The organism is Halorussus vallis (genome assembly GCF_024138165.1).
GTDB lineage: Archaea > Halobacteriota > Halobacteria > Halobacteriales > Haladaptataceae > Halorussus > Halorussus vallis.
In genome coordinates, this window is the sequence record NZ_CP100000.1 from 351,001 (window position 1) to 368,094 (window position 17,094).

At 67.0% G+C, this 17,094-nt stretch carries 15 protein-coding genes; 9 read left to right on the forward strand and 6 right to left on the reverse strand.

All coding sequences use genetic code 11. The features are described from left to right. Positions 1-54 precede the first annotated feature (54 nt). Entirely contained in the window at positions 55-1,104 is a 1,050-nt protein-coding gene (gene dph2, locus NGM07_RS01940) for a diphthamide biosynthesis enzyme Dph2 (protein ID WP_253516068.1), read from the reverse strand. A gap of 633 nt (positions 1,105-1,737) precedes the next feature. Between dph2 and NGM07_RS01945 the strand changes: the two genes are divergently transcribed. The 3 genes from NGM07_RS01945 to NGM07_RS01955 all read left to right on the forward strand — a co-directional run bounded on the left by NGM07_RS01945 (position 1,738) and on the right by NGM07_RS01955 (position 4,718). Continuing rightward, positions 1,738-2,136 carry a YlbF/YmcA family competence regulator gene (locus tag NGM07_RS01945; protein WP_253516071.1) on the forward strand — a complete coding sequence of 133 codons (399 nt, stop codon included), beginning with the start codon at positions 1,738-1,740 and terminating at the stop codon, positions 2,134-2,136. 219 nt (positions 2,137-2,355) lie between these two features. Then, positions 2,356-3,831, forward strand: a complete 1,476-nt coding sequence (locus tag NGM07_RS01950; protein ID WP_253516074.1) for a DUF8593 domain-containing protein — start codon at positions 2,356-2,358, stop codon at positions 3,829-3,831. Between the two features lie 53 nt (positions 3,832-3,884). Further along, a complete protein-coding gene (locus tag NGM07_RS01955; protein ID WP_253516077.1) occupies positions 3,885-4,718 on the forward strand; it encodes an MBL fold metallo-hydrolase in 834 nt (277 codons plus the stop codon). 306 nt (positions 4,719-5,024) lie between these two features. Here NGM07_RS01955 and NGM07_RS01960 read toward each other — a convergent pair whose 3' ends face one another. Next, positions 5,025-5,957 (reverse strand): glycosyl hydrolase, encoded by a 933-nt coding sequence (locus NGM07_RS01960; RefSeq protein WP_253516079.1) that lies wholly within the window; start codon positions 5,955-5,957, stop codon positions 5,025-5,027. A 201-nt stretch (positions 5,958-6,158) separates the two neighbouring features. On the opposite strand from NGM07_RS01960, the gene NGM07_RS01965 reads away from it, so the two are divergent. From NGM07_RS01965 to NGM07_RS01975, 3 genes are all read left to right on the forward strand, one after another. Beyond that, positions 6,159-8,093: an AAA family ATPase gene (locus NGM07_RS01965; RefSeq protein ID WP_253516082.1), complete on the forward strand. Its 1,935-nt coding sequence runs from the start codon at positions 6,159-6,161 to the stop codon at positions 8,091-8,093. A 9-nt stretch (positions 8,094-8,102) separates the two neighbouring features. Next, positions 8,103-9,179: a sensor histidine kinase gene (locus NGM07_RS01970; protein ID WP_253516084.1), complete on the forward strand. Its 1,077-nt coding sequence runs from the start codon at positions 8,103-8,105 to the stop codon at positions 9,177-9,179. A gap of 138 nt (positions 9,180-9,317) precedes the next feature. Then, on the forward strand, positions 9,318-10,217 hold the full coding sequence (locus tag NGM07_RS01975) for a phosphoribosyltransferase HisG-related protein (protein ID WP_253516093.1): 900 nt from the start codon (positions 9,318-9,320) through the stop codon (positions 10,215-10,217). A 259-nt stretch (positions 10,218-10,476) separates the two neighbouring features. On the opposite strand, the gene NGM07_RS01980 is transcribed toward NGM07_RS01975, so the two are convergent. Continuing rightward, positions 10,477-10,920 (reverse strand): GNAT family N-acetyltransferase, encoded by a 444-nt coding sequence (locus NGM07_RS01980; RefSeq protein ID WP_253516096.1) that lies wholly within the window; start codon positions 10,918-10,920, stop codon positions 10,477-10,479. A 714-nt stretch (positions 10,921-11,634) separates the two neighbouring features. Here NGM07_RS01980 and NGM07_RS01985 point away from each other — a divergent pair. The 3 genes from NGM07_RS01985 (at position 11,635) to NGM07_RS01995 (ending at position 13,848) form a co-directional block, all read left to right on the forward strand. Continuing rightward, on the forward strand, positions 11,635-12,036 hold the full coding sequence (locus NGM07_RS01985; RefSeq protein ID WP_253516099.1) for a DUF5805 domain-containing protein: 402 nt from the start codon (positions 11,635-11,637) through the stop codon (positions 12,034-12,036). Beyond that, the gene (locus NGM07_RS01990) at positions 12,026-13,087 is read left to right on the forward strand and encodes a tyrosine-type recombinase/integrase (protein WP_253516111.1); all 1,062 of its coding nucleotides are present in this window, start codon (positions 12,026-12,028) and stop codon (positions 13,085-13,087) included. Before NGM07_RS01985 ends, NGM07_RS01990 begins: the two co-directional genes overlap by 11 nt. A 257-nt stretch (positions 13,088-13,344) precedes the next feature. Beyond that, positions 13,345-13,848, forward strand: coding sequence for a hypothetical protein (locus NGM07_RS01995; protein ID WP_253516115.1), 504 nt, complete (start codon positions 13,345-13,347; stop codon positions 13,846-13,848). Between the two features lie 29 nt (positions 13,849-13,877). Here NGM07_RS01995 and NGM07_RS02000 read toward each other — a convergent pair whose 3' ends face one another. From NGM07_RS02000 to NGM07_RS02010, 3 genes are read right to left on the reverse strand one after another with little or no spacing between them, the layout of a single operon-like run. Further along, a complete protein-coding gene (locus tag NGM07_RS02000) occupies positions 13,878-16,037 on the reverse strand; it encodes a type B DNA-directed DNA polymerase (RefSeq protein WP_253516117.1) in 2,160 nt (719 codons plus the stop codon). 1 nt (position 16,038) lies between these two features. Next, positions 16,039-16,347, reverse strand: coding sequence for a DUF8156 family protein (locus NGM07_RS02005; protein WP_253516119.1), 309 nt, complete (start codon positions 16,345-16,347; stop codon positions 16,039-16,041). 1 nt (position 16,348) lies between these two features. Next, a complete protein-coding gene (locus tag NGM07_RS02010; protein ID WP_253516129.1) occupies positions 16,349-17,026 on the reverse strand; it encodes a RecA family protein in 678 nt (225 codons plus the stop codon). Positions 17,027-17,094 lie beyond the last annotated feature (68 nt).

Below are 17,094 nucleotides of genomic sequence, written 5' to 3' on the forward strand. Positions count from 1 at the left end.
GTTCCTCCGGACGGTCACCGCGCGCCGCGGAACATCACCGCGTGTCGTCGGAGGTCACCACGTGCCGTGGAACGTGTCGAACGAGAGTTCGTCCAGCGGCTTGTTCCCCACCGCGATTTCGTACTCGCCGGGCGTGAGCATCGGCTTGTGGAACTGCGGGCCGTCGTCGGTCGTGATGCGGGGACAGCCCGTGTTGACGAACGCGTCCATGTCGAAGTTCCGCAGGCGGTCGGGGGTCACCTCGTCCATCGTGATGAGGTAGGCGTCGTCGTTGTCGTCCAGTATCTCCTGGGCCTGCTCCCAGCGGCCCTGACCGATCTTCGTGCAGAAGATGACGCCCCACTTCTGGGCGTCCATTGCCTTGTGGACCGAGGCGTAGCGCTGTTTCAGGAACTTCTCGGTGTCGGCGACGGTGACGACGTTGTTGACGGGGTCGGCGATGACCACGTTCTTGTCGGGGTGCTCCATCGCGAGGCCGAGCGGATGGAACTTGCCGCCACCGACGTAGAGCACCTGGTCTGCGTCGATGTCGGCGCTGGCGTAGTTGCACCCGAGCACCTGGCCCTCGTGAGTGAGTCGGTCGTCGCCCTTACGGGTGTGGACCTCGTAGCCGCGCTCGTCGAGCCACGACTTCATCTCCTCGAAGCGGTTCATGTGCTGGGCGGTCGTGACCAGGCCGACGTCGGGGTTCTCTGCGGGGTCGGCGAGTTCCTCCAGGGACTCCTCTATGATGGGGAAGACGTCGACGTTCGAGAACAGCGGGACGTAGATGACCTTGTCCGTATTCTTCATCGGCGAGTGGCCGAAGTGGACGAACACGTCGGTCCGCTTCATCAGGAAGGTGTCGAGGTCGCAGGCGCCGTAGCAGGGCTGGCCCGACAGCATCACGGTCACGTCGTCGGGGACGAGTTCGCGGATGTCGTCGGCGACCTTCGGGCCGCGCCGCTTGAGTCCCTCGGGGAACTGTAGCCCGACCTTGGTGGCGTCGCGCTCCTCGACCGCCTCGACGATGCGGTCGAGTTCGTAGTCCCACTCGCGGTCGTGCTTGAGGGACATGCCGGTGTTCCGGAGGTCTCCCTCCGAGTAGTCCTGTTCCTGGCTCATTGGAACGGCTTTGTCGTCGCACGCGTTTAAGCGCGGTGTTCCTGCGATACCGGGTGGTTAGTTCTGTCGTGGTAGACGTCGTCAGTACGTGAGTGAACTCGGAAGTGGGAGACGAGAACGGCCCGAGGCTCCCGTTCGGCGTCCACTCTCACGATTCGAACTCCACCGTAGTCGTGACCGCCACTCGCACGAATCAAATGAGAAACCGCAACCGCCACTGCACCGCGACCGCATGCCACGAGCCTCCCCAGCCGACTCCCTCGTTCGTACCTCCGGCACTCACTCGGTCGTCCCTCGCGCGGTTTGGTCGCACCACGAAGGTGCGACCGCACGCGCCACGCCGAAGGACAGTGTTGCGCTTCTCCACACCACCAATTCGGCGCGCGCTGGCGCGACCTCGTGTCGCGCCTTTACGCGCGAGGGACGACTGAGCGCCTCGGAGAGGCGCGACGGAGTCGGCTGGGGAGGCGTGTGGCCGTGCGGTTGCGGTGCGGTTTCTCATACTCATCGTGTCAGTAGCGGTCGTAGTCGCAGTTGCGGTCGAGGAGTCGAGGGGTCAACTACTCTCACGGAGTGTCAATTCCCTCGCCCCATCCGGCAGGTCTAAAACGTCCGAAGCCTAACCACCGACGCATGAGCGTCGAAACCGAAGCCGACGAAACCGCCGAACTCTCGCACCTCGAAACGCTCGGCGAGGAGCTCGGCGAGGCCATCGCCGACTCGCCCGCCTACCGGACGTTCGAGGAGAAGAAGGCGGCGGTCGAGGAGGACGAGGAAGCCCAGGAGAAGGTCCGCGAGTTCGAACAGCTCCGCCAGGAGTTCATGCTCGCGCGCCAGACCGGCGAGGCGACCCAGGAGGACGTCGAGAAGGTCCAGCGAGCCCAGCAGGAACTCCACCAGCTTCCCGTGATGGCCGAGTACCTCCAGGCCCAGGAGGAACTCGAAGCCAAACTCGAAGCCGTCAACGAGGCCATCTCGTCCCAGCTCGCGGTCGACTTCGGCCAGCAGGCCGGCGGTTGCTGCGAGGACTGAGGCGGCCTTCTGCGCACACTTTCCGTTTTCTGAATACCGTCGAGCGACGAGTGGCGACGCTCGGCGACGTCCGATACCGCCCGCTGACGTCCGCCACCGCCCGATGACGTCCCGCACCGCCGAACTGTTTAGCAGTCTGAATGGACAACCGGACGGTGTACGGCAGTTCGCCAGCACGAATAAGTGCGTCCTGAACGTTGAGAGTGGTGGTGGGGGACCATGGACGATAATACACGAAACGACACGGACGTATCTCGTGACGGGGAATCGAACATCACCACGGACCGCGAGACGGTGCGGACGTGGCTCGAAGACGCGGGTGCGAGACCCGCGTACCGAACTACCGGCGAGAACGAACGGGAGCTCCACATCCATCACGACGAACACGACGCCGACGAGTCCGTCGAGGAGGCCGACTGGGACGAGTTCCATCAGCGATTCGAGGACGACGAGATGGCGCTCATGCGCCACGGCGACCGCTCCGGCGCGGACGCCTTCGAGCTCATCCCGCAGTCCGAGGCGATAGAGCGGGCGACCCTCGAAGACCGAGAGGTCGAAGAGGCCCTGCTGGAGGGCGAAACCGTCACCAGCCAGATCGTCGAGACGAAGGTCATCGAACGGACGGTCCAGGAAACCGAGACCATCGAGAGCAAGATCATCGATAGCGAGGTCGTCCGCGACGAGGTCATCGACGAAGAGCTGATCCGCCGGGAGGTCGCCGGCATCCACCTCGGCGAGCGAGACACCGGCGTGACCGTCGTCGAGGAGAGCGAGTCCGTCGGCGTCGGCGACGAGGACCTCCGAGCTGAGGAGGACGAACTCGAGGTGCTCGAACACGAGGTCGTCACCCTCGACGTCGACGAAACCCGCGAGGTCACCCGGGAAGTCATCGAGCGCAAGACGGTCGAGAGCCGGCTGGTGGACGTCGACATCGAGGAAACCGACACGGTCGAATCCGACACGCTCGAGAGCCGCGTCGACCTCGAAGGCGTCCAGCGGACCATCGTCGAGAGCGACATCCTGGGCGGCGAGGTCGTCACCGAGGACGTCATCGAGGGCGGCCAGATGGAGAGCGAGATCACCGAGGACCAGACCATCCTGACGGAGCTCTACGAGCGCACCATCGTCGTCGACGAGGTCGTCGACCGCAAGCGTCTCCTCTTCGAACTCGTCGAAGAGGACATCGTCGACACCGAGACCATCACGTCCCGAGTCATCGAGAGCGAACTCGTCGGCTCGGACGCGATGGAGGAGGGCGTCGAGGTCGAGGGCGTGGCCATCGATCGCGAGGAGACCGTGACGACCGAAACGACCACGACCACCGAGACGACGACCGAGACCACCGAATCGACCGACGCGACGATGGGCGACGTGGAGACTACCGAGGCCGACACCGGGACCACGACCGACTCGGACACGATGGGCGAGTCCGACACGATGACCGACACCGGAACGGTCGTGCTGGACGACGACACTGTCGGCAAGCGCGTCGTCGACGAGAGCGGCGAGAAGGTCGGCGTAGTGACCGAGGTCGATGAGGACGCCGGCCAGATGTACGTCGACCCGAACCCCGGCATCGCCGAGCGCATCCGGAGTCGTCTCGGCTGGGAGAGCCACGACGACGACGCCTACTCGGTCGACCGTGACCACATCGAGGTCATCGACGACGACGAAGTGCGACTCCGCTCACTCTGAGCGGACGAGCCGAGAGCGCAAGCCTTACCGGGGTTCTCGGCGAGTCCCCGGATATGGCTGTTCACTCAGACTGGGGCGACTGGCTCCCCCGGGAAATCGAGGACGCCGACCCCGAAGGCATCGCCGTCTGGTACCTCGGCTGCAACGGTTTCGTGCTCAAGGCGGCCGACACGACCGTGTTCGTCGACCCGTACCTCGGGACCGGCGACCCGCCGCGGACCGTCCGGATGGTGCCGGTGCCGTTCGACCCCGCGGACGTGACCGAGGCCGACGCCGTGTTCGCGACCCACGAGCACACCGACCACGTCCACGGCCCGAGCCAGGCCCCGATTCTCGAGAACACCGACGCGACCTTCTACGGCCCCGACGACAGCGTCGCGGTCGCGCGCGAAGAGGAGAACTGGACCGACGAGTGGGACGTCTCCGACGACCGACTCGACGTCGTCGAGGAGGGCGACAGCGTCGAGGTCGGCGCGTTCACGGTCCACGTCGAACCCGCCCACGACCCCGACGCGACCCACCCGGTGAGCTACCTCTTCGAGTACAACGGCCGCACCGTCTTCCACGGCGGCGACACCAAACCCAGCGACGAGTTCGCCCGCATCGGCGAGGAGTACGATATCGACCTCGGCATCCTGGCGTTCGGGACCGTGGGCAACATCCCCGACAAGGAAACCGACGAACCGACGCGCACGAAGTGGTACAACGACGAGAACCAGGCCGTCGAGGCCGCCAGCGACCTGCAGTTCGAGCGCTTCCTGCCGAGCCACTGGGACATGTGGAAGGGCCTGACCGCCGACCCGAAGGCGCTCCACCACCACGTAAACAGCTTCGACTATCCGCGCGAACTGGAAATCGTGGAGATTGGCGATAAAGTGGACGTGTAGACGGTTCCCTCTGCCGTCTGTTCTTCTCCGAGCGGGAGCACGCACTGCGACCGCAACTGCGGCATCAATCTGACCGTAACCGCGAACGCAACTTGCACTCCAAGACTGAGGCCGGGATCCGAAGCTCACTTTCAAACGACCGAAGCCATCGCGCCACCTCGTCCACGACGAAGCGAACTTTCAAATACCATCCCGCGGCCAACTCTCCGCGGACGCTTCGCGCGGTCGCGGGCGGCGCACCTGGACCGCCAGTCCGGCTAAGCCGGGAACGGCCGAGCCCTAACGAAAACGCGAGTACCGACTGGGCTACAGTCCGAGCAGGGACGATACGCCCGCAGGTAACTCGCCACCGTCGACCCACTCGTCCGACGAGCGTACGATCACCCGGCCGTCGTTCGTGCCCGCCACGACCTGCCCGTCGTAGGCGGTCCACCCGAGCACGACCTCCTCGGGTTCGCCTGGGTACGCCACGGGCTCCAGCGTGTCCCCCTCGTCCGTGGACTCGAAGAGCGCGGCGTCAGCGCCGTTCTCGCCGCGCCAGGTCCCCGGCGACGAACGCGCCGCCGCGGCGTAGAGGACACCGTCGGAGGCGAACGCTTCGCGGAAGTAAGTGTGGTCGACGTCCGTGTCGAGTCGGGTCCACGACTCGCCCGCGTCCCGCGTCCGGTAGAGGCCGCCGCCGCAGGAGGCGACGTAGTGGGACGGTCCGCGCACGAGGACGTGGTGGACGTCGTCGTGGACGCCGTCCCTGCGCTCGGACCACGTCTCGCCCTCGTCGTCGCTGACGTGGACGCCGCCGACCTCCACGCCCGCGACCACCCGTTCGGGCGCGTCGGCGTGGGCGCCGAGGCTCCGAACGTGGGCCTCGTCGCGGTGGCGCGGCGTGTGCCACTGGTCGCGCGAGGGGAGGTCCTGGAACCCCTCGAGTTCGCCCCACGATTCACCGCCGTCCTTGGAGACGTAGAGGTGAGCGGGATGGGTGCCGGCGTACAGGCGTTCTCCCGAAGGGTCGCCCAGCACCGAGTACACCTCCTCCCGCGGGACGTCGAGGTTCGTCCAGAGGCCACCGCCGTCGGTCGAGCGGTAGAGGCCGCTCTTGGTCGCGGCGAACGCGCCGTCCCACGCCTCGAACCGCCGGACGCGCAGGACCCGGCCGCAGTCGAGCACCTGCTCGCCCGCGTCGAAGCGCGGGCCGTCGGTCCGATACACCCCGTCGTAGGTTCCGGCCAACAGTGTCACGTGCGGACGTACGACTCGGAGGCCCAAATTCGTATGCCCTCTCTCCGCTCGCACCGTCGGGAGGGAAGTACTATGAGGCGTGCTACGAGGCGTACCGCGACCGTCGTGTCGAATCCGCGTCGTATCTACGAAATCGGCGAGCCCTCGATTTACGCTTCGCGCGGCGTGTGATTTATATGGCCCTTCTGGGATGTGAACCGTATGAGTGACAGCATGACCGAAGTCGTGACGACCGAACGGGACATGGTCGTCGTAGAGAAGTCCTTCGAGGGCGACGAGTTCGCCGTACCGGCCATCAAGTTCGTCGTCCGCTCCGAGCGCGACGACCGCGCGGCGTTCACGCTCGCCGACGACATCCCCGAGTCGTTTCCGATGGACAACGTCGGATTCCACCCCGACTACGAGAACGACAACTGGACCGCGTACAAGGACCACCGGGTCCAGTTCGAGCGCGTCCTCGAACCCGGCGAGGAACTGGTCACCGTCTACGGCGTCCGACTCACCGACGACGACGACCCGGACGGCTTCCTCGGCTCGCCGTCCATCGAGGAGGTCGCGCCCGTCTCGGACGACTCCGAAAACGACGACTCGGCGTCCGAGTCCGAACCGGAACCCGACCCGGACGCGCTCAACGGCGGCGCGGGCGAGCGCGACAACACAATCACCGACATCGTCTCGGAGGAGGACAGCCGACTCGTCCGCGACGTGGTTTCGGGCGAAGAGGGCCTCGGACTCGACGAGGACGCGGACGATGACGACCCCCTCGCGGTCGAGGACGCCGACCCGCTGGCCGCCGACGACGCCGACCTCCTCGGCGACGCGGACGACCCGCTCGCCGAAGACGAGGGCGAAGACCCGCTGGCCGACGCCGACCCACTGGCCGCCGACGAGGGTGAAGCCGAAACCGACGACGGGGCCGACTTCCTCGAATCCGAGGACGGTGAGAAGTTCCTCGAACCGGAAGCCGACGACGCCGAATCCGAGGACGACGCGGTCGCGTCGTCCGAACTCGACGGCGAGAGACCCTCCGAGGCGGCCGAGGAAACCGAAACCGCCGAACCGTCGGTGTCGCCACCGTCGGACGCCGCGTCCGACGAGGTTCGCGAACGGCAGGTTCGCTCTCCCCCGACGCCGGGGACGGTCGCGGCGACGCTCGCCGAGGAGATTCGCGCGGGCGAGGTTTCCGAGGAGGACCTGAAGGTGCTCCAGCGGGAACTCGACATCGACACGCCCGAGAGCACCAACGTCCGCATCCGCCACCTCCAGTCGCGGGTCGAGGACCTCTCGGCCTACACCGGCGCGCTGGAGGAGTTCATCGACGAGGAGGGCGTCGCGAGCGACATTCTCGGCGACTTCGAGGACGACATCGCGCAGGTCCGCGCCGACGTCCAGGCGTTCGAGGACGAGGTGCAGTCGGTCAGAGCCGACGCGAACGAAACCGACGAGCGCGTCGGTGACCTCGACGACGACCTCGCGGCGCTCGAAAGCGACCTCGACGGTGTCGAGGAGGACCTGGCCGGGTTCGAGGACGAACTCGCGGCGGTCGAGGAACTCGACGCCGACCTCGCCGACGTCGAGGCCGACCTCGCGGCCGTGGACGGACTGGCAGACGACGTCGCCGAACTCGAATCCGACGTGGCCGAACTCGGCGACCTCCGCGAGGAGGTCGAGTCGGTCGAGAGCGAACTCGACGCCGTCGGCGACCTCCGCGAGGACCTCCGGACGGTCGAAGAAGAACTCGACTCGCTGGAGGACTTCGGCGGCGACGTGGAGGCCGTCTCGACCCAGTTGGAGGAACTGGAGGACCTCGTCGGCGCGAACACGACCGACGTCTCGAATGTGAGCAACGAACTGTCGTCCCTGCAGAGCGACTTCGAGTCGGTTCGGGACGACGTGGCCGACGCCGCCGACGCCGCGGAGGACATCTCGGCGGTCCGCGAGAGCGTCGAATCCGTCTCCGAGAGCGTCGAGTCGCTGTCGGCCGACGTCGACGCGCTCGAGGCGAACCTCACCGCGCGCGTGGAGGACGTCGAGGCGAGCGTCTCCGACGTCGAGGGCGAGATCGCCGACATCCACGACGAACTCGAAGGCCTCCAGGAGTGGCGCGACCAGATTTCGAACGTCTTCGGGAACTGATCGACGCCGATGTTTCGCCGGTCGGACGAGCGCTCGGTCGCCCGCAGTGTCGGCCCGTTGCGGTCGTGGTCCGTCGTCGGTCTCGGCGTCGGACTGCTGGCCGTCTCCGGAAGCTACTTCTTCGTCGACGCCGCGCTCGACGCGACCGAACTCGTCCGACTGGGCATCCCGGTGGGTGTTTCGCTGTTGGTCGTCGCGCTCGGTACCTGGCTTCGGACGTCGGCGCTCTCGGCGAGGCGCGTCGGCGCGGTCTTCGTCTGGAGCGTCGCCGGCGGAATCGTGATGGGCCTGCTCTCGGGGTGGGTCACGGTGTTGCAGGCGATGGAGGGACGACCGATGGTCCGGCCGGCGTCCATCGTCCTGACGGAGGTCGCCCTCGGCGCGCTGGGCGGCGGCCTGCTCGGCGTCTACCACGGCCGCCTGCGCCGCCGGACCGAGCAGTTGGCCGAGGAGCGAAATCGACTCGACGAGTTCGCGGGCATCGTCTCCCACGACCTCCGCAACCCGTTGAACGTCGCGCAGGGCCACCTCGAACTCGCCTGCGAGACGGGGCGCGACGAGAGCTTCGAGGCGGTCGCCGACGCCCACGGCCGGATGGAGCGATTGGTCGAGGAGGTGCTGGCGCTGTCGCGGCGCGGCCGAACCGTCGCCGACGCGGAGTCGGTGTCGGTCGGGTCGGTCGCCCGCGAGGCGTGGGCGACCGTCGAGACGCGGGGGATGGAACTGCGCGTCGAAACCGACCGCGAAGTCGTCGCCGACGCCCGGCGACTCCGGGCGCTGTTCGAGAACCTGTTTCGAAACGCTGTCGAACATGGAATCGAGGACGGGTCGGCCGACGACCGCGCCGGCGCGGTCGTCGTCGGCGAGTGCGAGTCGGGGTTCTTCGTCGCCGACGACGGGCCGGGCATCCCGGCCGACGAGCGCGAGCGCGTCTTCGAAGGCGGCTACTCCACGGCGAAGAACGGGACGGGCTTCGGCCTCGCCATCGTTCGACGCATCGCCGAGGCCCACGACTGGCGTATCCGGGTCGGCGAGAGCGAGGCGGGCGGCGCGCGCTTCGAGTTCGTCGGCGCGCGCGACCGATAGGACAGGGACACGCGGCGCGGCGTCGCGGCACCGCCGCGACGCCGCGCCGGACCGGAGTGACCGTTCTGCGGCCGAACCCTCGGCAAAACGTCGCACGAAGCGCAACCGGTTTACTGGCGCCGTCCGTGTTTCGGGGTAATGACTGAGACGATTTCGGTCGCGGTGCCGCGCAAGGGCCGGCCGCTGGAGGCGGTCCTCCAGCGCGTCGCCGAGCAGGCCGACGCCCAGGGGGTCGCCGACGACGTCATCTCGACGCTCCGCTACGAGAAGGCGGTCACCAAGCGCGACCAGGAAGCCAACGAGGACGTCTACCAGCGCTTGGCCGACTACAGCCACCTCGGCGAGGAGACCGAACCCGACTACACCCTGCTCCGGGACGACCGGGCGGGCAAGCCCCGGCGCATCGTCTTCGACAGCGTGACGGTTCCGGTCGGCGACGTGAACCTCCGACTGGTGGGCCGCGAGGAACCGTTCCGGGCGCTCCGCAAGCACGACTTCGCGCTCGGCTTCGACAGCGCCGACCTCGTGCTGGAGGAGGTCGTCGAACTCCGTCCGGACCCATTGACCCGCATCGCCGACGTGAACGCCCGCATCGACCCCCACGACACCGACGTCCGAGTCGTGGCCGGGATGGGCGACACCGTCTACCACACGCTGATGGCGACCCCCGAGGCGCTCGGCCAGGGCCGCCAGCCCACCCGCGAGTTCCTCGCCGACTACGAGGGGCCGCTCTGCATCTCGCCGCGCTACGAGCGACTGGTCGAGGCCGTTCTCGGCACGCGCAACGCCGACTCGCTGGAGTTCTGCTACCCCGACGAGGACGTCGAGGAGGAAGCCGCCATCGCCGAGGCGGGCGTCGGCGTCTACCTGACCGTCACCGGGTCGACGGCGCGCGACCACGGTCTGGTCGTCGGCGACGAACTGTTCCCCAGCGAAACCGTGCTGATGGAGAACTACGAGGAGGCCGACGAGGCCGCAGAACGCGCAAAGGAGGTCTTCACGCGGGCGGAACTGGAGACCGAGATGGCGATTCACTGACCGATTTGATGCGGCTCGTCGCTCCACCAAAACCACGGTGTTCCTGTGGAATTTCGGGCGACTCTCGACGTTCCCGCCGCAGTTCACGGACGTAGGCCGGTCTGCTTCGGTCGGCCCGTGGAACTTCTCGTTCCGACTTCCGACCGCTGTCTGGATATAGCAGGATACAATTTATACCTCGCATTTCGGACGTGGTTTTCGATTTCGAATTGGCCGTGAACAGCGAAGAGGACCGGTGACGTCGTGGAAATTGGCGTTTCTACTCCTCGTCGTCCAGCCTACACGTCATCCGGACGAGTTCCTCGGTGCCACCTTCGGGAACCTCGAACTCGGGGCCGAAGACCTCGAACCCGACCGACTCGTAGAAGGGAACCAGCCCCTCTCGGCAGAGCAGCGAGAGGCCGACGACGGACTGGAGCTCGGGATGGTCGCGGATCGCTTCCATCAACTCCCTGCCGAGGCCGTCTCCGCGGCGGTCGGCGGCGACGACCACGTCGAAGACGTTCGCGTAGTAGGTGAAGTCGGTCAAGACGCGCCCCGCGGCGACGAGTTCGCCGTCGGCATCGATGCCGACGGCGAACTCGGTTTCCGCCAGCGCGGCGCGGACGTCCTCCGTTTCTCGGTCGGCCCACCACTCGTACTCCTCGTAGAGGGCGGTCAGCTCCTCGGCGTCTGCCGGAGCGAGGTCGCGCACGGTGCTCATTCGGCTCCGTGTTTCTCCCCCCGAGGAAAAGCTCCTCGGGTGGTGGGTGAATCGGTGTCAAAGTGAAGGGTCGGGGGAGTCGTTGGTCCACGGCCGACGCTAGGGACACGCTCTCGGGGCGTGAGAGCGCCCTGAGCTACCTCGTGGACAAGCCCATCGGAGTCCGCGGCCCGAGTGACGAATGCCGTCGGTCGAGACGAGAGCGACTGCGTGGCGCTCTGTCGTCTCGACCGAGGTTTCTGATTACTGTGGCATCGACGCGGTTCCGTCGAGACGCCGTTCGACGTCCGTTCGCTCGTCCAACTACGTGACTCGACGCGCGAGAAAGACGACCATGGTCGAACGAGTGAAGTCGAATGCATCGACACGGGAACCACCCCCGTTTCGGACGACGAGCGAACCCGCGGTTCCGCCGTTGCCCGGCCGCGCAAAAACTCCCTAAAATATGATATGTGTCGCGTTCTACTTCTGTTCGACTCGAACGCGACGCGTTCGAGTTTCTTCTTCGAGACGAGCACCGGATCGAGTAATCCACCCTCGTGGCACTTCCACCGGAGAATTTCTAATCAGTCTTTGTAGGACTTCGACTCCATAAATCACTCTCCGTGGCACATCCTTTCTGCGCTTTTCCGGCACTACGGCAGAAGATAAGGTCACTTATCCGTACTCGTGGGACAGATTGATGTACCGGGGGTGAGAGGGTCCGAACGACCGATGAGCGAGGGTTCCGACACCGACCGCGCCGTGGTGAAGACGTTCGTCCCCCAATATCAAAAATCCGAGTGGAAGCGTCACGCCGACGAACTCGACATGAGCCAGAGCGAGTTCGTCAGATCGATGGTACAGGCCGGGAGACGCGGGTTCTCGGTCGAAAATTCGGAGAACCGTTCGGAAGGCGGTTCTCCACCCTCCGACCCCGGGGGTGACGGCCTCGAAACACGCCTCCTCGCGCTTCTCGATTCGGCCGACCACCTGTCGTGGGACCAACTAGTCGAGGAACTGGCCGGCGACTTCGAAGACCGACTGGAGGATACACTCCAGCGACTCCAGAACGAGAACCGCGTCCAGTACAGCGGCCGCCGAGGCGGCTACACGGTGGTGGGCGATGGCGAGTAGCCGACCGACTGGCGGCGAGGTCGAAACCGACGACCCCGTGGGTTACTTCCTCGAAGACCTCCGGTTCCACGGCAAGAGCGAGCGCACCCGCGAGTACTACGAGCGAGTGCTCCGGGAGTTCGAGGCGTTCCTCGGCGACCCCGACCGCAACCCCGGCGGCGTCTCGCTCGCACCGGGCGAGGCCACCCAGCGCGAGTGCATGGCGTGGGTCCACAGCCTCCGAGGCGACCTCGCCGAGAGCACCATCGCGACGTACGCCTCCTACCTCCACCGCTTCTACGCCTACATGACCCAGGTCGGGGCGTTCGACTCGAATCCGATGGCGCTCGTCGCCGAGGAGATGACCGAGTCCATCGACAAGGACCCCACCCGCCGGGAGATCTCGGTCGAGCAGATGCGGGGGTTCGTCGCCGGCATCGGCCACCCCCTCGAACGCGCGGCGGTCGTCACGTTGCTGAAGACCGGGATGCGTGTCGGCGAACTCTGTAACCTCGACCTGCGAGACCTGCGACTTACCGGCGAGGCCGCGGAGGTATACGACCTCGGCTCGCGGCCCGCGCTCGACGGTCGCGGCGAGTCGCTGTTCGTCGCAAGCGACGTGGGTCGCGGCGACGTGGTCAACGGCGAGGAGCGGTCGGCCGCCAACAAGCGAAAGCGCGACACCGTGATTCCGGTGGACGCCGAACTCGCGGCCGAACTCGCCCGCTGGCTGGCAATTCGCCCCGACACCGTCTCGGAGGCCGAACCGCTGTTCGTGAGCACGCGCCGCCAGTGGGGCCGCCGGCTCACCCCGCAGATGGTCCGCAACGCCGTCGAAACCCACGCCCGCGAGGCCGGGTGGTACCGCGAGGGCGGCGGCGCCGAGGAGAACGTCACGCCCCACTACTTCCGGCACTTCTTCACGACCCACCTCCGGGACAGAACCGGCGACAGGGGCATCGTGAAGTACCTCCGCGGGGACGTGGCCGAAGACATCATCGACACCTACACCCACAACTGGGGCGACCGAGTGCGCGAGGTGTACGAGGCGAACGTCTACTCGCTGTTCTGAGTCGAAAGCGCCGCTTCCGCCGGTGAAAGTTTCGCGGAATTCCGTCTTATCGGCGACTCCTAAACCATATGTTGCTACATTCATCACGAGGGGCGCAGTCGAACTTCGATTCGGATTCGGGCTCGATGGGCGCACCTGGTCTGTGCAGAACGGTCGTCCGCACCGATAATCGAATTACAGCGCGAAAGAAGTCCCGGAGCGTCCGTTTCGCCGGGTGACCCCGGAAAGTACTTGCCCGTCGTTTCGCAACGAATCGCATGCAACGGCGAGCCCTCCTCTCCTCACTCGGTGCTCTCGGAGCCGTGAATCTCTCCGGCTGTCTCGGGAGCCTGACGGCCGAAGAAACGACGACGACGCTCGCCTGGCTCGCGATTTACAACTACGACGAGAATCGCGGTCATCGAATCGACGTCCACGTCGAGCGAGACAGCGAGGTCGTCCACGAGTCGACCCACACCGTAGAGCGGAACCGGGAAGAGCGGATTCCCGCTGTCTCCGGCGCCATGGTGGAGTGTACGTGGGACGACATCGCGGGGCGGTACGTCGTCTTCGCCCGGACCGACGGCGGCGAATGGGTCGAGCAGGACCTCGTCGAAGCGTACGAACACCATCCCGGGTGCGTTACCGCCACGGTCGAGCACCACGGTGACGACGACTTCAGAGTGATGGTTCGTAACGACTGTAGCAACGTCGACGGCTACGTGGGCGGTTGTCCGGCCTACAAAGACCCCGAGACGACGACCGACGAGACGGAAGCGTAGCCGGCTAGTGTCGCGAACCGACGCGTCGGTCAGCCGTCTCCGAACGCCGACAGCCGGACTTCCTCCACGTCGCGCAAGTAGCGCCGAATCCGCGCGCGGTCCCAGCCCAGCGGCGAAACCACGCTCTCGGCCGCCCGAATCAGGCGGTCCTCGTAGAACTCGACGTCGTAGGGCGTTTCCTCGTCGAGTTCGAAGTCCAGGCGCACGCGCTCGCGCGAGCGCGCCGAGTCGTCGACGACGACGAAGTCGAACGACTGGCCCTGTCGCGGGTCGAGTCCGGCCGCCTTCGCGCGGTCGAGCGCCGCCACCGTTCGGGTTCGCCGGCGGTACGCCTCCGGACGCTTGAACGCCCGGGTCGTGACCAGCAAGTCCTCGGTCGGAACGTCGCCCGCCCGAAGTTCGCCGAGTCGGCGTTTCAGCGCGTCGCAGACCGGTTCGGGCTTTCGGTGGCGGTCGACCGCCCGGAGGAGTTCCCGCTGGGTGTCCGCGACGAACGCCGGGGTGGACCGCTGGCGAGCCTCGATGCCCCGAACCTTGTACTCGTCGGCGTCGCGTTCCTTGCCGAAGTACCGGTTGAGCGCGCCCGCCGACGAGTCGCGCTTCGGGACGAAGCAGATCCAGTCGTACGTCGCCTCGTGTTCGAGTCGAACACCGACGTCGGCGGTGACCGCCTCGGTCACCGCCGAGAGCGGCGTCGGGTCGCGGTCTTCGACGGGCGTCACCCAGAGGCTGTCGACGATGCCGTGGACGACCCGCCAGCCCTCTGCCTCGAACGCCTCCTTGGCTCGCAGGAGCACGTCGCGGGCGACGGCGTTGATGGCCTCGTGACACTCGATGCGGCCGAACTTCGCGTTCCGGTAGCCCTGGTAGCCAAAACAGGAAACCAGAATCCACTTGATGGCGCTGGCGGTCCGCCGGAGGTCGGCCTCCCGGTCGGGGTCGTCGGTTTCGCGGGCCTCGCGCTTCATCCGCGCGCGGTCGTCCAACAGCGGTCGGAGCACGTCGGGGAGGAACCCCCGGTCGTCGCAGACGCTGTACCCCAGTTCGGGCACGTCCTCGCGGTCGGCGTGGCAGTCGCAGCAGACGGTGTCGGGCGAGACGTTGTACCGACAGATGACGTTGGGGTACAGCGACGCGAAGTCGACCTCGTAGACCCCCTCGTGGAGGCCGACCTCCGGCGAGAAGGTGAACCCGCCGCGGTCGGCGGCGTGGAGCGTCCGCACGTCCTTGAACGCCTCCGGTTCCCACTTGTTCCACGGAATCAGCACGTCGCGGTCGCGGGCCTCGCGGATTTGAATCGCAGTGAGCACGGTGCCGATGCTGGCCCGGCCAACCTCCTGAATCGGCTGCCACGACCGCGAAACCAGGTACTCCAGGCCGGCGAGTCCGGCCTGCCCCCAGAGGAAACTGTTCGAGGCGTCCACGACGGCCCGGCCCGGTACGTCGTATCCGCCGCGCGAGCGACCGACTCGGCCGTCGCTTCCGGCGGTACCGCTCCCGTCGGTGTCACCCTCGTCGGTGTCGGCTCCTCCCGTCTCCCGCTCGGGACGTCGACCGAGTGCGAACTCCTCGCGGCCGTGTTCGTCGGCCTTCTCGGCGAGCAACGCGAGGAGTTCGCCGTGGCTCACGACGAGTACGTCGGGGTCGGCGTCCGCGAGTCGGTGCTCGACCACCTCCAACATCACGTCCTCGGTGGCTCTGAGGAAGTCGCCGTCGACGGTGAGTCGCGAAATGTCGCGGTCGGCGAGTCGCTTGCGGGTCGTCCCGAGTTCGAGCGTCCGGAGGTCGACGTCCTCGGGCGTCGTCGGGTCGGTGCCGGTGTCGATGCAGTAGCGGAACTGCGGCGAGAGGTCGACATCGAACAGTCGGAACGTTCCCGGCGGATACTCGCCGCGTTCGTGGACGCCGCGAATCTCGCGGGCGAGCGTTCGGACCTCGTCCACCCGGGCGAGGTCGGCGCGCAGGACGAGTTCGCGCTCGTCGGCCCGCAAGTCGACGTAGCGTTCCTCGAAGGCGGTCCCGACGACCTTCGGATCGGCGTCTAGACGCGCCCGCAGGTCGGCGAGTTTCGACCGCTCGGCGGCGACGAACAGCGCAGGTTCGTACTCGTCGTTTCGCCGGGTCGTCACGCCGTCTTCGGTGCGGTGCCACTCCACGACCGCGTCGTCGTAGAAGTCGACTTTGAACATGTTACTCGGCGGGTCGGTCCGGGGTCGGCTCCGGGTCGGCGCCGTCGTCCTCGTCCGATTCCGTCGCGGCGTCGAGGCGCCGCCGGAGTCGACGAATCTCGACCTCCTGGGACAACAGCACCGACAGCACGAACGCGCGTTCTGGGTCGGCGGCGTTCATGTATCCCGCGGCGTCGGCGTGCTCGCGGGCGCGGTCGAACAGTCGGTCGAAGTGGGGTTTGTACCGACGGCGGAGTCCCCGGCGGTAGGCCGACCAGTCGTCCTCGTAGCGGTCGAGGAAATCTCGGAAGGTGGGGTTGGTCCGACCCATGCTACACCTCGCCCGCGACGAGTCCGGCGGCCGTCGCCGCGGCGACCGGGTCGTCCTCGGCCACCGCGCCGAGCAACTCGACCCAGTAGGGGATGGTGGTCTGCCAGAAGCCGTCGTCGAGGTAGACGGTCGTCTCGAAGTCGTCGCTCGCGTACCGAAGTCCCGCATCCGTCCGCGTGCACTCGATTTCGGCGTCGGCGTAATCGGCGACGAGGGCGGCCGTTTCGGCGTCGGCCCCCTCGGCCGTGACCACCACCGGGAGGTCGAGCGCGCTAGCGAGTTCGGCGAGGACGGCGAGCGACGCGGAGAGCAGGTCCCGGCCCTCCCGGTCGGGCAGGTCGTCGTCCCGGTAGAGCGACGCGACGCAGGGCGCGACGACGAGCGCGGTCGACGGCGACGCCCGCCGGGCGGCCGCCCGCACGAGCGAGTGGTGCTGGTAGGCCGTGAACGCGCGAGCGACTCGGACCCCGTCGAGTCGTCGCCGACCCGGCGCGAGTTCGTGGAGCGCGTAGGTCGAGGCCTGGTTTCGCGCGTCGACCCACAGCGTCTCTCCGGTCCGCTCGCCCAGTTCGTGGAGGGCGAGTCGGTGGAGCGCGGTCGAGCGCCGTGAGGGCCGTTCGAGCACCGTCAGTCCCGGTTCCAAGCGTGGCAACGTCTTCGAGTGGGTTCCTCCCGTCATAGCACCTCTCCACTCACCGATAAATCGGAGTACCGTTTAACGGTACGCCGTCCGCGGAGTGAAAGTGA

Coding starts and splice junctions, on each gene's coding strand:
- dph2 (WP_253516068.1), bottom strand. CDS start 1,104: ATGAGCCAGGAACAGGACTACTCGGAGGGAGACCTCCGGAACACCGGC.
- NGM07_RS01945 (WP_253516071.1), top strand. CDS start 1,738: ATGAGCGTCGAAACCGAAGCCGACGAAACCGCCGAACTCTCGCACCTC.
- NGM07_RS01950 (WP_253516074.1), top strand. CDS start 2,356: ATGGACGATAATACACGAAACGACACGGACGTATCTCGTGACGGGGAA.
- NGM07_RS01955 (WP_253516077.1), top strand. CDS start 3,885: ATGGCTGTTCACTCAGACTGGGGCGACTGGCTCCCCCGGGAAATCGAG.
- NGM07_RS01965 (WP_253516082.1), top strand. CDS start 6,159: ATGAGTGACAGCATGACCGAAGTCGTGACGACCGAACGGGACATGGTC.
- NGM07_RS01970 (WP_253516084.1), top strand. CDS start 8,103: ATGTTTCGCCGGTCGGACGAGCGCTCGGTCGCCCGCAGTGTCGGCCCG.
- NGM07_RS01975 (WP_253516093.1), top strand. CDS start 9,318: ATGACTGAGACGATTTCGGTCGCGGTGCCGCGCAAGGGCCGGCCGCTG.
- NGM07_RS01980 (WP_253516096.1), bottom strand. CDS start 10,920: ATGAGCACCGTGCGCGACCTCGCTCCGGCAGACGCCGAGGAGCTGACC.
- NGM07_RS01985 (WP_253516099.1), top strand. CDS start 11,635: ATGAGCGAGGGTTCCGACACCGACCGCGCCGTGGTGAAGACGTTCGTC.
- NGM07_RS01990 (WP_253516111.1), top strand. CDS start 12,026: ATGGCGAGTAGCCGACCGACTGGCGGCGAGGTCGAAACCGACGACCCC.
- NGM07_RS01995 (WP_253516115.1), top strand. CDS start 13,345: ATGCAACGGCGAGCCCTCCTCTCCTCACTCGGTGCTCTCGGAGCCGTG.
- NGM07_RS02000 (WP_253516117.1), bottom strand. CDS start 16,037: ATGTTCAAAGTCGACTTCTACGACGACGCGGTCGTGGAGTGGCACCGC.
- NGM07_RS02005 (WP_253516119.1), bottom strand. CDS start 16,347: ATGGGTCGGACCAACCCCACCTTCCGAGATTTCCTCGACCGCTACGAG.
- NGM07_RS02010 (WP_253516129.1), bottom strand. CDS start 17,026: ATGACGGGAGGAACCCACTCGAAGACGTTGCCACGCTTGGAACCGGGA.